Origin of the sequence: Aquabacterium sp. CECT 9606 (genome assembly GCF_918741295.1) — a bacterium.
Lineage (GTDB): Bacteria > Pseudomonadota > Gammaproteobacteria > Burkholderiales > Burkholderiaceae_C > Aquabacterium.
In genome coordinates this window covers 116,899-130,415 of record NZ_CAKKNB010000002.1, presented here as the reverse complement: position 1 = coordinate 130,415, position 13,517 = coordinate 116,899, and the positions used below count along the sequence as shown (strand labels likewise).

General features: G+C 62.8%; 12 protein-coding genes. 6 read left to right on the top strand and 6 right to left on the bottom strand.

The features are described from left to right. Positions 1-19 precede the first annotated feature (19 nt). Both gyrB and LQ232_RS08365 read left to right on the top strand, forming a co-directional pair. Positions 20-2,569 (top strand): DNA topoisomerase (ATP-hydrolyzing) subunit B, encoded by a 2,550-nt coding sequence (gene gyrB / locus LQ232_RS08370; RefSeq protein WP_230179866.1) that lies wholly within the window; start codon positions 20-22, stop codon positions 2,567-2,569. A gap of 236 nt (positions 2,570-2,805) precedes the next feature. Beyond that, complete coding sequence (locus LQ232_RS08365; protein WP_230179865.1) at positions 2,806-3,906, top strand: PEP-CTERM sorting domain-containing protein; 1,101 nt, start codon at positions 2,806-2,808, stop codon at positions 3,904-3,906. Positions 3,907-4,255: 349 nt separating this feature from the next. On the opposite strand, the gene fic is transcribed toward LQ232_RS08365, so the two are convergent. The 4 genes from fic to LQ232_RS08345 all read right to left on the bottom strand — a co-directional run bounded on the left by fic (position 4,256) and on the right by LQ232_RS08345 (position 9,633). Then, the gene (gene fic, locus LQ232_RS08360; protein ID WP_230179864.1) at positions 4,256-5,350 is read right to left on the bottom strand and encodes a protein adenylyltransferase Fic; all 1,095 of its coding nucleotides are present in this window, start codon (positions 5,348-5,350) and stop codon (positions 4,256-4,258) included. 164 nt (positions 5,351-5,514) lie between these two features. Beyond that, positions 5,515-7,008 carry a M20 family peptidase gene (locus tag LQ232_RS08355; protein WP_230179863.1) on the bottom strand — a complete coding sequence of 498 codons (1,494 nt, stop codon included), beginning with the start codon at positions 7,006-7,008 and terminating at the stop codon, positions 5,515-5,517. Then, entirely contained in the window at positions 7,001-8,407 is a 1,407-nt protein-coding gene (locus tag LQ232_RS08350) for a TAXI family TRAP transporter solute-binding subunit (protein ID WP_230179862.1), read from the bottom strand. The genes LQ232_RS08355 and LQ232_RS08350 overlap by 8 nt, the downstream gene beginning before the upstream one ends. Before the next feature lie 44 nt (positions 8,408-8,451). Beyond that, entirely contained in the window at positions 8,452-9,633 is a 1,182-nt protein-coding gene (locus LQ232_RS08345; protein WP_230179861.1) for an aminotransferase class I/II-fold pyridoxal phosphate-dependent enzyme, read from the bottom strand. Between the two features lie 63 nt (positions 9,634-9,696). Between LQ232_RS08345 and LQ232_RS08340 the strand changes: the two genes are divergently transcribed. Continuing rightward, positions 9,697-10,479 (top strand): class I SAM-dependent methyltransferase, encoded by a 783-nt coding sequence (locus LQ232_RS08340; RefSeq protein WP_230179860.1) that lies wholly within the window; start codon positions 9,697-9,699, stop codon positions 10,477-10,479. On the opposite strand, the gene LQ232_RS08335 is transcribed toward LQ232_RS08340, so the two are convergent. Beyond that, on the bottom strand, positions 10,472-11,422 hold the full coding sequence (locus LQ232_RS08335) for a class I SAM-dependent methyltransferase (protein WP_230179859.1): 951 nt from the start codon (positions 11,420-11,422) through the stop codon (positions 10,472-10,474). The two genes, LQ232_RS08340 and LQ232_RS08335, sit on opposite strands and share 8 nt — an antisense overlap. Positions 11,423-11,466: 44 nt before the next feature. On the opposite strand from LQ232_RS08335, the gene LQ232_RS08330 reads away from it, so the two are divergent. Together LQ232_RS08330 and LQ232_RS08325 are read left to right on the top strand one after the other, a co-directional pair. Continuing rightward, positions 11,467-11,817 carry a nucleotide pyrophosphohydrolase gene (locus LQ232_RS08330; RefSeq protein WP_230179858.1) on the top strand — a complete coding sequence of 117 codons (351 nt, stop codon included), beginning with the start codon at positions 11,467-11,469 and terminating at the stop codon, positions 11,815-11,817. 193 nt (positions 11,818-12,010) lie between these two features. Further along, positions 12,011-12,523, top strand: a complete 513-nt coding sequence (locus LQ232_RS08325; RefSeq protein ID WP_230179857.1) for a hypothetical protein — start codon at positions 12,011-12,013, stop codon at positions 12,521-12,523. A gap of 39 nt (positions 12,524-12,562) precedes the next feature. On the opposite strand, the gene LQ232_RS08320 is transcribed toward LQ232_RS08325, so the two are convergent. Continuing rightward, entirely contained in the window at positions 12,563-12,916 is a 354-nt protein-coding gene (locus LQ232_RS08320) for a four-helix bundle copper-binding protein (RefSeq protein ID WP_230179856.1), read from the bottom strand. A 115-nt stretch (positions 12,917-13,031) separates the two neighbouring features. On the opposite strand from LQ232_RS08320, the gene LQ232_RS08315 reads away from it, so the two are divergent. Beyond that, positions 13,032-13,514: an MgtC/SapB family protein gene (locus tag LQ232_RS08315; RefSeq protein WP_230180691.1), complete on the top strand. Its 483-nt coding sequence runs from the start codon at positions 13,032-13,034 to the stop codon at positions 13,512-13,514. Positions 13,515-13,517 lie beyond the last annotated feature (3 nt).

Genomic DNA, 13,517 nt, shown 5'->3' with positions numbered 1-13,517 from the left:
TTCCTTTTCTGGGCCTCCCATGAGCGACACCCCTCTGAATCCCGAGCAGCAACCTGACGTCACGCCCGACCCCATCGTCGTGCCGCAAACCGAGGCGCAAATCTCGGCCGGTTATGGCGAAGGCAGCATCCAGATCCTGGAAGGCCTGGAAGCGGTGCGCAAGCGGCCCGGCATGTACATCGGCGACACATCGGACGGCACTGGTCTGCATCACCTGGTGTTCGAGGTGGTCGACAACTCCATCGACGAGGCCCTGGCCGGTCATTGCGACGACATCGTCGTGACCATCCACACCGACAACTCCATCAGCGTGACCGACAACGGCCGCGGCATCCCCACCGGGGTGAAGATGGACGACAAGCACGAGCCCAAGCGCTCGGCCGCTGAAATCGCCCTGACCGAGCTGCACGCCGGCGGCAAGTTCAACCAGAACAGCTACAAGGTGTCGGGCGGCCTGCACGGCGTGGGCGTGAGCTGCGTGAACGCGCTCAGCAAGTGGTTGCGCCTGACCATCCGCCGCGATGGCAAGGCCCACCTGATCGAGTTCAAGCAAGGCATCCCGCAAGACCGATTGCTCGAGATGCGCGACGGCTTTGAAGTCAGCCCCCTGCGCGTGACCGGCGAGACCGAGAAGCGCGGCACCGAAGTGCACTTCCTGCCCGACGACGAGATCTTCAACAACATCGATTTTCACTACGAGATCCTGGCCAAGCGCCTGCGCGAACTCTCGTTCTTGAACAACGGCGTGAAGATCCGCTTGGTCGACGAGCGCAACAACAAGGAAGACAACTTCGCCTACATCGGCGGGGTCAAGGGCTTTGTGGAGTACATCAACACGGGTAAGAAGATCCTCAACCCGACGGTGTTCCATGCCCAGGGCGACAAGATCTCTGAGTTCGGCACCAACGTTGGTGTCGAGGTGGCCATGCAGTGGAACGAGAGCTACAACGAGAACGTGCTCTGCTTCACCAACAACATCCCCCAGCGGGATGGCGGCACCCACCTGACCGGCCTGCGCGCCGCGATGACCCGCGTCATCAACAAGTACATCGAAGACAACGACCTGGCCAAGAAGGCCAAGGTGGAAGTGGCCGGCGACGACATGCGTGAAGGCCTGGCCTGCGTGGTGTCGGTGAAGGTGCCCGAGCCCAAGTTCAGCAGCCAGACCAAGGACAAGCTGGTGAGCAGCGAAGTGCGTGCGCCGGTGGAAGACATCGTCAGCCGCCTGCTGACCGACTTTTTGCTTGAGAACCCGATCGACGCCAAGATCATCTGCGGCAAGATTGTGGAAGCTGCGCGGGCACGTGAAGCGGCCCGCAAGGCCCGTGAAATGACGCGCCGCAAGGGTGTGCTCGACGGCATGGGCCTGCCAGGCAAGCTGGCCGACTGCCAGGAAAAAGACCCGTCGCTGTGCGAGATCTACATCGTGGAGGGTGACTCCGCCGGTGGCTCTGCCAAGCAAGGCCGCGACCGCAAGTTCCAGGCGATTTTGCCCCTGCGCGGCAAGATCCTGAACGTCGAGAAGGCCCGCTACGAAAAGCTGCTGACCAGCAATGAAATCATCACGCTGATCACCGCCCTGGGCACGGGCATCGGCAAGGGTGGCGGCACCGACGACTTCAACCCGGACAAGCTGCGCTACCACCGCATCATCATCATGACCGACGCCGACGTGGACGGCGCGCACATCCGCACCCTGCTGCTGACCTTCTTCTTCCGGCAGATGCCCGAGCTGGTGGAGCGTGGCCACATCTACATCGCGCAACCGCCGCTGTACAAGGTCAAGCATGGCAAGCACGAGCAGTACCTGAAGGACGCGCACGACCTGGACACCTACCTGATGAAGGTGGCGCTGGACACGGCCTTGATCGAACCTGGCGCAGGCAAGCCCGCCATCAGTGGCGAGCCTTTGGTGGAACTGGCCAAGGCCTATGTGCTGGCCAATGATGTGGTCAACCGCTTGAGCAAGTGGATGGACGTGGACGCCCTGCGTGCCATGGCCAATGGCTTGACCTTGAACCTGGACACCCTGGAGCAAGCCGAGGCCAGCGCTGCGGCCTTGAAGGCCGGGCTGCACGATGCCGAAGTGACCGCCGAGTTTGACGAGCGCACCGACAAGCACGTGCTGCGCATCAGCCGCATTTACCACGGCAACGTGAAGAGCAGCATCATCACGGCCGACTTCATGCATGGCGCCGATTACGCGGCGCTGAGCACGGCGGGCACGACCTTCAATGGTCTGCTGGGCGCTGACTCGGTGGTGAAGCGCGGTGAAGGCGATCGGCAGAAGGAAGCGCGCGTGAAGGACTTCCGCGAGGCCATGGCCTGGTTGATCACGCAGGCTGAGAACACCGTGGGGCGCCAGCGCTACAAGGGGCTGGGCGAGATGAACCCATCGCAGTTGTGGGAGACCACGATGGACCCAACCGTGCGGCGTTTGCTGCGCGTGCAGATTGAAGACGCGATCGAGGCTGATCGGGTGTTCGTGATGCTGATGGGGGATGAGGTTGAGCCGCGCAGGGAGTTCATTGAGAGCAATGCGCTGCGTGCTGCCAATATCGACGTTTGACGTTGTCGGGTGACACGGATAGTGAAAGGTTCCGACAGAAAACGCCCGGCATAGCCGGGCGTTTTACTTGGCGAAGTGCACGTGCGCGGCGAATGAGTAGGCAGGACCGCAGAGCCAGGCAATTGGCATTTGACGTGCGTCAACATCTGGGCTTGCCGACGGTGTAACTATTCCAAAGTTGTCACAAGTTCACGAGGTTGATGATGAAGACGCGTGTGAGATCTTGGAGAACCAGCATGTTCAGACCATCTGCATCTGCATCTGCATCTGCATCTGCACTTGCACTTGCACTTGCATTTCTGTCCACCCCGTTGCTGTCACATGCAACGCCAACGTTCGGATCCCTGGCCAACTTCGACGCGGTGAACGACACCGGCATAACGGCGCACGGCTTCGTCATCGAACTTGAGGGCATCACGAAGAGTGAGATCACCGATGTGTTTGGTCTGAACCGCAACTTCGGAACGCCATCGCCTGGAGATGTCGAACGCTATGGCTTGCCTGCGGTGAGCGACTTGCAGGATGGTGTGGGCAATGTCATTGGTGCCAAGGTGACTTACCTTGCCAATTTTACCAATGGCGTGTGGTCCGCCGCCACGGCCTCGGGCGTCTTCAATACGCCTGGCGAAAGCTGCTGGAAATTCGGAAATGTCGGTTATCCGAATGTGCCTTGTGACCACTTTGGGGTGAGTACGCTTGGCTCACCCACCAAGACCACCTACAGCTGGCTTGTCGAGGGGGCTGCGCCTGGGGCACTGGTTGCCGCGAATGTGGCGATCCCATCAGTGACCTTCACACCGCCTCCACCGCCCGCCCCAGCTCAACCAGCTGCACCGGTGGTTGCGGTCATCAAGGCCCAGCAAGTCGATCCGGTTGTTCCACAAAACAATGCTTACTGGGTCAAGATCGTTCAGACCACCTTGCCCGAGAACGTGGGCCTCAACGATTTGATGGGCGGGCACCATGCATTCCAGAATGATGATGTCGCTGCACTTGATGACATGCCGGAGACTGAGATTGAGTGGCAAGTGCTGCAACCAGGCAAAGTCGATGAGGTCTCCAAGTCATTGGATCTGAAAGGTGACCCGTCGGTCGTGGTTCGATACCAGTTCTTCAAGTACTTGGGCAACTTTGATAATGAGGGCTTGGTAGACCCAACCGCGGAGCAGAAACCGATCGGCAACGTTCTGAATGATTCGGTGGGATCCTATGTTGGCGAACAAATTGCAGGATTCAATGCGGTACAGGCCGTCCCGGAGCCGGAGACTCTTGCTTTGATGTTGGTTGGTTTGGCCTCCATCGGGCTACACCGTTTGCGCAGATCCAGCCGCGCGTGAGGAAGGGGGCCTGCGCAACGTTCTGATGCCGCGCGCAGGGTGTCAGGGACACCTCGCCCCCAACTGCCCGTTCCGCCGGTGGCGATCCTCTGTCTCGCGCCAGCAAGTGCCTGCGCGTGTTGGCGCCGAGCGAAGGATGAGCCAGTGTGCCGACGGCTCTTTGAGCCAGCCCGATCAATGCAAACCCGCTTGAGCACTCATTGGCGTGTCCAAATGGGCGGCTCACAGCTTCATGGGATGGCCCAGCGTTTTGACTCAATTTGGTGTCGGCCGCAACATCCGTGTGTCAAAGGCCGAAAGAAGTGCTCTTGCGGACCTGTGAAGAAGGGGTGCTGCATGGCGTGACCGTTCAATCCTGTTTGAGCAACTCGATGAAGCTGGGATTAAGGAACAGCTTCTCCCGCCCTAATTTGTGTTCTCGAAGGATACCGATGGCCACGAGTTGCTTGAGGTGCACGCTTGCGGTCTGGCGGTGGCCCAGGCCCGCCTCGACCAGATGGGCAATGCGGCAATACGGCCGCACGAAGATCAGTTCAGCCAACTCGCGACTGTAGATCTGAGGCGCTTGCGTGCGCATGCGCTCGGCGGTCTCTTCGATCTGTGATCGCAGTGCCACGATTTTGCGTGTGGTCCAGCGGGCCGTATCAGCCACGCCGCGCAGCATGTACAGAATCCACGGCTCCCACGCGCCATCGGTGGTCACGGCCAGCAGGCCGTTGTAGTAGTCAGCCTTGTTGCGGATGATGTGACGGCTCAGGTACAGCACGGGAATGTCCAGCAGGCCTTGGTCAACCAGGTACAACAGGTTGAGTACGCGCCCCGTGCGGCCATTGCCGTCTACAAAGGGGTGGATGGCTTCGAATTGGTAGTGCCCGATGGCCATGCGCACCAATGGGTCCAGCGCATCGGTACCGGCCAGGGCACCGTGCATGAACTGCTCCCAATTGGCCAGCTTGTCGCGCAGCAGAGCTTCGCCTTCCGGCGGGGTGTATATGGTCTCGCCAGTGCGTTCGTTACGCAAGGTGGTGCCAGGGGTCTTGCGGATGTCGAGCTCAACGCCTTTGATGGCGCGGCAGATCTGGACTGCCGTGTTGGTGGTTAGCGGGCGGTCTTTGAGTTGCTGGAAGCCTTGCCAGAGTGCGGCGCGATACCGAAGCGCCTCTTTGGTCGCGGGGTCGGCTTCGGACTCGCTGGCGCCATCGAACAGGAACATCTGGTCTGTCGTGGTGACGATGTTCTCGATCTCGCTGCTGGCCTGGGCTTCGAGCAAAGGGATGCTGTTGATCAGCACGCCCTGGTTGGGGACGAGCAGGCCGGCTGCCTTGGCCTCGGCGACGGCGGCGCGAGCTTCAATGCAAGCCTTGAGCACGGCGCGCGTTTCAATGTCACCCACAGGGGGCAGGTCAGGAAGCGTGTTGTATGGGGTTTGGGTGTCGAATGCCATGTGTCGAGAAAATGCATTTCACTCGACACATCCTTGGGGCATGTCGAAGTGTTCAACATATTGCCTTGACGTGTCGAAATTGTCTACAATATTCGACGCATAAAGTTTGGCGCCGATAACGAGCGCCGTGGGCCAGCCGCGGTCAGCTGCACGTTCAGTTCGATTCAACGCTTGTTGACATTCCGCAGCAGCCGCTCATAAAACTGAATCATCTCGGCATACTGCGCCACACCAATGCGCTCATTCGTGCCATGAAGGCGCGGCAAGTCCTGGGCCGTGGCATGAATGGGCCGAAAGCGCAGGATGGTCTCTGCCAAGTCCGCGAAGTGAATCGAATCCGTGCCCCCGATCAGCAACCCCGGCGCCACCACCGTGCCCGGCTGCAACTCGCGCAAGCTGCGCGCCAAAGCCCGATACGCTTTTGAATCGGTGCTGGAAACCGGCGCGGCCTCCGCACCCTTGGGCTGGCGCTCAACACTCACGTTCAGGCCTTCAACCACCTGCTGCACGTGCTGGATCACATCCTGGCTGGTGTTGCCCGGCAGCAGCCGGTAATTGATGGTGGCCGACGCCAACCCCGGTACCACGTTCTCCAACTCACCGGCGTTCAAGATGGTCGGCACGGCCGTGGTGCGCAGCATGGCATCAGCAGCCGGTGTCTTGGCCAGTTCGCGCTCAACCAAAGGCCGCGTCAGCCACAGATTGCTCAACACCACGCGCATCGGGCCGCTCGCCTCGGCCGCCACCGACTCCATCATTTCGCGGGGCAGGCCTTCCAGGCGGCCGGGCAAGGGATGGGCCTCCAGGCGCTGCAAGGCCTCGGCCAGCACCCCGATCGCATGCCGCTTGGGCGGTTGGCTGGAGTGGCCCGGTTGCCCCTTGGCGGTGAGCTTGAGCGTGAGGTAGCCCTTTTGCGACAGGCCCACCAAGGCCACCGGCGCCTTCACGCCAGGCACCAGGCCGTGCGTGATCACCAAGCCTTCGTCCAGTAAGAAATCAAGCTTGATGCCTTGCTGGCGCCACAGCTTGGCCACCTGCGCGGCACCTTCGTCGCCACCCACTTCCTCGTCGGCGTTGAAGAGCAGGTAGATGGTCTGGCGCGGCTTGAACCCGGCTTTCACCAATGATTCAACCGCTTCCAGGATGGCCATCACGCTGGACTTGTCGTCCCAGGCGCCACGGCCCCACACGAAGCCGTCCTGGATCGTGCCCGAGAAGGGCGGCACCTGCCAGTCCTTGTCGGTGCCCGGCGCCACGGACACCACATCCTGGTGGGCCAGCAAGGCGATGGGTTTGGCCTGAGGGTCCGTGCCTGGCCAGGTGTAGAGCAAGGCGTGCTGGCCGATGACCTGTCGCGTCAAAGTGGCGTGGGCATTGGGGTAGCTGGTCTGGATCAGTTGGCGCAAGGCCTCGAAGGAGGCCGCGTTGGCATCAGTGGCCGACCACACGGTGCGCAACTGAACGGCAGCGCTCAAGCGCCCTGCCGCCGCCGCGGCATCAACCGCCACGCCTGACCGGGGTTCGACCTGGATCTGCCGCGAAGGGAAGCGCCAGGTTTGCCAAGCCAGGATCACGGCCAAGCCAAGCAACAGACCGGCCACGAGCCAGAGGGTGCGTTTGATCAGAGATGTCTTGTGGGAATGGGTGTCGTCAGCCATGGTTCACTTGTCTCGCCAGTGGTGAGACTGTGCCACGCCCCAACAAGCGCCTCCGCGTCTTCTCAATGTTGTTCCTGAGCGCGTACAACTCGTCCGCATGCGCCAGCGGCACGGTGATCTGCGCGGCCACGCGGTCCAGCTCATCCAACTCGTTCAGCAACTCGCTGGTTTCGGCGTCACCATCTTCCATGTGCGCCTCCACCTGCCGCAGTCGCTCGTACCAGCGGAACACGCGCCGCCTGACGCGGTAGGTGTACAGCGGCGGCACCACGCGTGACAGGGGCAGCAGCAGCACGATCAAACCGCCGATCACCAGCCACATGCGCTCGAGCAGGTTGCTGGCCCAGAAGGGCAGATAGCGTTGGTAGACCGGCGGCGTGCCATTGATGGCGCGGTCTCCCTCGGGGCTCACGGGCAACTCGCTGGTGCGCGTGTTCGGAAAATCGCGCGTGCCATTGAACCAGCCTGATCCGCCATGGATCTGCTGCGCGGCCTGTGCGAACAACTGGCGCAGGGCCGGGTGGGTGTCATCGCGGGTGAGCAAGGCCGTGGTGGCCGCCAGCAGGCCGATGTCCTCGGGCGGCAGGTCACGCGCCAGGTCGACCATGCCGCGCGGCAGCGTCACTGTTTGCAAGAAGGGAAAGCGCCTGGCCAGCGCGTCGGCTTGCGGCAGTTCGGCCAGCAAGATGCCGGGCTGTTGCACCAGGCGCTGGACCACGGGCGATTCCGGCGCGGTCATCAGCACCAAGGCGTCGATCCGGCCCTCTTGCAGGGCCTGAGCGGCCGCGTCGGGGGCCATCTCGCTGGCGATGATCTCGTTGGACATCAGGCCATTGGCCTGCAGCAGACGGTCCATCAGCTCGGGCACGCCGCTGCCGCGCTGGTCTAGATTGACGCGCAGGCCGCGCAGTTGGCTGAGCGATGTCAGGCGCGCATCAACCATGGCGGGGGGCTTGCCTTTCGCCGGGGCCGTGCTGTGGCTGGTCAATGCGGCGGGGCGGTAGAACAACCACAGCGGTTCGTAGAACAAGGCACCCAGGGACATGATGTCCTTGCTGCCATCGCCGTCCATGTTGGCGCTGCCACCGCGCACGAAGGCGGCGTCGGCTTGGCCTTGGCGCAGTGCTGCCAGGTTGCCTGCCGGGCCGTCGGTGGTGAGCAGCTGCACGCGGATGCCGTCCTTGGCGAGCGCCTGGGCGTAGCGCTGCCCGAATTCGGCGTAGGCGCTGTCCGCGGGCCCCGTGGCCAGCGTGACGGTGCGAGGGGGTTGTGGGTCCAGCCACCAATAAGCGCCAGCCAGCAGGGCCACGGCCAGGAACAACACCGGGCCGACCGAGGCCAACATGTCGCGCAGCGAGAGCAGGGCCAGGAGCAGGGCTTGTTTGATTTGGCGGGTCATGGCGGAGTGGGTAACAGGGCTGGCTAACTGTATGCTCTTCTGGTTCAAATCGTTGCCACGAAGCGCTTGAGCCGTGCCAAACCTTCTCGCAAATCATCCTGCGAAGCCGCATACGACAAGCGCACATGCTGGGCGGCCCCACACGCCCCAAAGTCATCCCCCGGCGTCAGGGCCACATGCGCCTCCTCCAGCGTGCGCTCGCAAAAGCGCATCGCGTCCAGACCCGTGCCACTCACATCGATGTAGACATAGAACGCGCCATCCGGCCGCACGGGCACGGGCAGGCCGATGTCTTCAAGGCCTTGCAGCACCAGCGCACGCCGCTCGGCAAACTCATGCCGCCTGGCCTCGCACACCGCGATGGAATCGGGCGTGAAGCAGGCCAGCGCGGCCATTTGGGCCGGCGTGGGTGCGCAGATGTAGTAGTTCTGCGCCAGCCTTTCCATCGCCGGCACCAGCTCATCGGGCACCACGGCCCAGCCCAGGCGCCAGCCGGTCATGCCGAAGTACTTGGAGAAGCTGTTGATCACGCACGCACTCGGGTCAAAGGCCAGTGCGGTTTGTGCAGGCTGGCCTGAGGCCGAAGCATCCACATCGCTCAGGTTCAGGTAGATCTCATCGACGATGCGCCAGGCCCCATGGGCACGGGCCCAATCGCAGATGGCGGTCAGCTCGGCCGGTGGCACCGAGGTGCCGGTGGGGTTCGAGGGCGTGGCGATCATCAGGCCCTGGGTGAGCGGGCTCCAGTGCTGTTGCACGGCGGCCAGATCCAGCTGAAAGCGTGACGCGGCATCGGTGGGCACCAGGCGCACATCGGCGCCAAAGCCGCTCAAGAACTGCCGGTTGCAAGGATAAGAAGGATCGCCCACCAGCACCTCGTCGCCCGGGTCGACCAGCGCAGCGGTGAGCAGCAGCAAGGCGGCCGAGGCACCAGCCGTCACCACCACGCGCTCGGGGCTGATGCACACGCCGTGCGCGCTTTGGTAGAAACCGGCGATGGCCTCGCGCAAAGCGGGCAAGCCCAAAGCGCCCGTGTAGGGCAAAGGTGTGTTGCTGCCCATGATGCGCTGCAGCTCGGCGCGCACGGCCGGTGGCGCGCCAAAGTCGGGCTCGCCCAGGTTGAGGCGGACCACGTGGTGGCCAGCGGCTTCAAGCGCGGCGGCGCGCTTGCCAAACTCCATGGCCAAGAAGGGCGTGATGGCCTGGGCGCGTTGGGAGATCTTCATGGCGAGGCAGTGTAGTGCTTGCCGGTATGCTGCCTGCTTCTTGTTCAACCTCAGAGAATCAACATGCCAGACCAGACCATCCGCTTCGAAGACGGCGCCGCATATGAAGCCATGATGGGCAGGTGGAGCCTGCTGGTGGGTCAGCAGTTCCTCGATTGGATCAACGCGCCCAAGCAGGCCAGTTGGGTTGATGTCGGTTGCGGCAATGGCGCTTTCACCGAACTGATCGTGCAGCGCTGCGCCCCCTCCGCTGTGCAGGCCATCGACCCTTCCGATGCACAGCTGGCTTATGCACGCCAGCGCTTGCCGATCGATGCGCCCGTCAGCTGGAGGAAAGGCGATGCGTTGCACGTGCCCGTGGCCGATGGCAGCCGCGATGTCGCCGTGATGGCGCTGGTGCTCTTCTTCGTGCCCGATGCGGCCAAGGGCTTGGCCGAGATGTGCCGCGCCGTGAAGCCCGGCGGCATCGTGGCGGCCTACCACTGGGACATGCTGAACAAGGGCTTTCCACTGTCGGCCATTGGCGCAGAGATGCTCAAGTTCGGCCTGACGCCCAGCATGCCGGTCAGCGTGGAGGCGTCCACCATTGAGGCCTCCCAAGCACTGTGGGTGCAAGCTGGCCTGCGCGATGTGCGCACCACGCAGATCACCGTGCAGCGTTCATTTGAAAACTTCGAGGAGTACTGGAACAGCGCCTCGGGCAGCAACATGATCCGCGGCATGATCGACGAGCTGCCGGCCGACCAGAAAGCGGCTTTGAAAGAGAACGTGCGTCAGCGCCTGCAAGCCGGCGACGGCCCGTTCACCGTGAGTGCGCGGGCCAACGCGGTCACCGGGATCAGGTGATCGCCGGATCAAGCGGCCTGGCTTTGTAGACCAGCACCTTCAAGGCCCGGTCACTGCTCACATCTTCGAACACCGCCGGGTTGGCCACGCGCTCGACGAAGCTCAAATCGGGCGCCAGCTCCATCATCTGATCCTGCAAGAAGGCCACGCTGTGTTTGGGCGAGTTCAGGCACAGCAGCGCATGCCCATCGGGTGCCAGCAGATCAGGCAGGCGGCGCATGAGCTTGGCATAGTCCTTCTCGGCCACGAAGCTGCCCTTTTGATAACTGGGCGGGTCCACGATGATCAGGTCATGAGGGCCGCGGCGGCTGATCGTGCCCCACGAGCTGAAGATGTCGTGCGGCAGAAAGCTGGCGCCACTGGTCAGGCCATTGAGCTGGTGGTTCTGCTTGCCGATGGACAGCGCGGCGCCACTCATGTCCACGTTGACGACTTGCCTGGCGCCGGCCTGCAGGGCCACCACCGAGAAGGCACAGGTGTAGGCGAACAGGTTGAGCACCTTCTTCAAACCAGGGCGTGATGACACGTGCTGGTGAACCCAGCGCCGGCCCTCGGCCATGTCCAGGAAGAGGCCGTGGTTCAAGCCCTTGAGCAAGTGCACCCGGTAGCGCGCCCCTTGCGCCTCCACCACATGAGGCTCGGGCACTTCGCCGGCCAGCACGCGGGCGTCGGCCCGCGCATCGTCGCGGGTTTGCAGCACGAGGGTGAAAGCCTGGCCTGGCGCGATCTGGGCCCAGCGTTGCGCCAAGGCCATTTGAATGGGCGCCAGCGCTTCATCGCTCACCACTTGGAAGCTGGTCAGCAGCCACACTGGCGTGAAGTAATCCAGCGACCACTGCTCGCAACCCGGGAACAAGCCGCCTCGGCCATGGAAGACACGCTGCGCCTCGGCGGGCAACTCGATGGTGGCGATGGCATCGAGCAAGGCTTGGAAGGGTGTCACGGATCGGCTGCAGAATGAGGGTGACCGCATTCTGCCTGCACACCATGGATGACCCACTCCAACAACTGGCCCAAGACCTGAACCAGTTCGCGCAAGACCGCGATTGGCAGCCATTTCATTCGCCAAAAAATCTGGCATCGGCCTTGACGGTGGAGGCCAGCGAACTGTTGGAACACTTCCAGTGGCTGACCGAGGCGCAAAGCCATCAGCTGGATGCCGACCAGCGCCAGGCCGTGGCGTTTGAGATGGCCGATGTGCTGCTGTACCTGGTGCAGTTGTCATCGGCCTTGAACATCGACCTGATGGACGCCGCCCGCCGCAAGATGGTCATCAATGCCCGGAAATACCCCGTGGCGCCATCGCGCGGCAACAGCCAGAAACCCAGCGATCTGTGAAGTGCGGAGCAACAGCATATCGCCGGATGATGACTTGGTGCTGCCCCGTTGCATGAAAACCCCGAATCGGCATATTCCTGCCAATTCGGGCCACCAAAGCCGGCCCGATTTCTGCATGATGGTCACCAGTGGCCTTTGCAATGCCGCAGAGGTCACCTTCCTGAAACCGATCGATCTCACGGAGGATGGCGCCATGAACTGGTTTGACAATGTATCGTCAGACAGCGATCAACGAATTGCCCCGGCTTGTCTGTACCAGGGGCATTGGCGGCACCGCCTGCGCGCCCATGGCGAGCTGCTCATGTGCCGGGTGGTGCTTGATGTGGCCGAGCCCCGGGTGGTGGCCGCCCAGGTGATCGAGCAGGGCCTGGTGGAAGACCTGGATGCCAGCGAGCTGGAAGAGTTGAACCAGGTGATGTTGGCCCAAGAGGTGCATCACCGGCCCCTGGCCTGGGGCCTCACCGCTTGCGCCATGTTGCCGCTGTGGGCCAAGCCCACGTTCAGCGAAAGCCAGATCGAAGAGATGGAGCGCATCCAGGGTTACCTGATCGATGCCTCGGATGATTCGGTGGACACCGTGCTGCAGTTGCGCGATCAGTTTCTGCAGGGCATTGGCATGACCTGCGAGGATGTGCACCGCGCGGTACGCCAGCCCAACGAGTATGGCAAAAGCCTGCGCAAAGGGGGGCGCGGCCTGGCCAGCTGAGCTGGCAGGCCCATGCGCCAACAGGTGGTGGCGCCTGCGTCAAAGCGCGTGCTTCTCTGAGGCGTGCTTGGCGCAGGCCACCGCGCACAGCTCGCAAGCGGCCTTGCACTGCTTGCAGTGAACGTGGTCGTGGCGTGCGCACTCTTGCGCGCATGCGCGGCAGATGTGAGCGCACAGTGCGCAGAAGTCGCCGTGGTGGTCCGAGCCGCGTGCCATGACCTTCAGCGTGGCGGCGCAGATGTCCGCGCAATCCAGGCAGATCAAAGCGCACTTGGCCATGGCCGCATCGGCCTCGCGGATGTCGGCGGCAGCGCATTGCTGCGTGAAGTGAAAAGCTTCTTGGCAAGCTTCAATGCAATCGTCAAAGTCTTGCTGGGTGTCGGGGTGGGCCATGGCGTTCTCCTTGGGTTGGGGTCAACCATGCGGGCAATCGACATGCCTCGCGGTGCGCGGCCGTGACACCGTAAGATGAGCGCGACCTCTGAGGAGCCCGTCCGTGTTCGATCAAATGGTGGCCACCTTGGCCGACGAGTTTTCCGATGTGCCCGATGCGGCGCAGATCACCCGAATCGTGGTGCGCCTGTTGCTGGCGGCCTTGCTGGGTGGGGTGCTGGGTTATGAGCGCGAGCGGCGTGGCAAAGCCGCGGGCGTGCGCACACACATGCTGGTGGCCATGGGCGCCGCTTTGTTCGTGCTGGTGCCTCAGCAAGGGGGCATGGAGGTGGCCGACCTGAGCCGCGTGATGCAAGGCGTCATCGCAGGGATTGGTTTCCTGGGCGCGGGTGCCATCATCAAGAACCATTCAGAAGAAGACGTGCAAGGCCTGACCACCGCCGCCGGGGTGTGGATGACGGCCGCCATCGGCATCGCCTGTGGCTTGGGGCGCGAGGTGACCGCCTTGATCAGCACGGTGATGGCGCTGGCGGTGCTCAACACCGTGCCGCGCCTGTTGGGCACGGACAAGCCCAACGGCAAGAACAGCGAACTCTGACAG

Excerpts from the sequence above, each read along its gene's own strand:
- LQ232_RS08355 (WP_230179863.1), bottom strand. The coding sequence starts at position 7,008 with ATGGCTGACGACACCCATTCCCACAAGACATCTCTGATCAAACGCACC.
- LQ232_RS08340 (WP_230179860.1), top strand. The coding sequence starts at position 9,697 with ATGCCAGACCAGACCATCCGCTTCGAAGACGGCGCCGCATATGAAGCC.
- LQ232_RS08315 (WP_230180691.1), top strand. The coding sequence starts at position 13,032 with ATGGTGGCCACCTTGGCCGACGAGTTTTCCGATGTGCCCGATGCGGCG.
- LQ232_RS08325 (WP_230179857.1), top strand. The coding sequence starts at position 12,011 with ATGAACTGGTTTGACAATGTATCGTCAGACAGCGATCAACGAATTGCC.
- LQ232_RS08350 (WP_230179862.1), bottom strand. The coding sequence starts at position 8,407 with ATGACCCGCCAAATCAAACAAGCCCTGCTCCTGGCCCTGCTCTCGCTG.
- LQ232_RS08320 (WP_230179856.1), bottom strand. The coding sequence starts at position 12,916 with ATGGCCCACCCCGACACCCAGCAAGACTTTGACGATTGCATTGAAGCT.
- fic (WP_230179864.1), bottom strand. The coding sequence starts at position 5,350 with ATGGCATTCGACACCCAAACCCCATACAACACGCTTCCTGACCTGCCC.
- LQ232_RS08345 (WP_230179861.1), bottom strand. The coding sequence starts at position 9,633 with ATGAAGATCTCCCAACGCGCCCAGGCCATCACGCCCTTCTTGGCCATG.
- LQ232_RS08365 (WP_230179865.1), top strand. The coding sequence starts at position 2,806 with ATGTTCAGACCATCTGCATCTGCATCTGCATCTGCATCTGCACTTGCA.
- gyrB (WP_230179866.1), top strand. The coding sequence starts at position 20 with ATGAGCGACACCCCTCTGAATCCCGAGCAGCAACCTGACGTCACGCCC.
- LQ232_RS08330 (WP_230179858.1), top strand. The coding sequence starts at position 11,467 with ATGGATGACCCACTCCAACAACTGGCCCAAGACCTGAACCAGTTCGCG.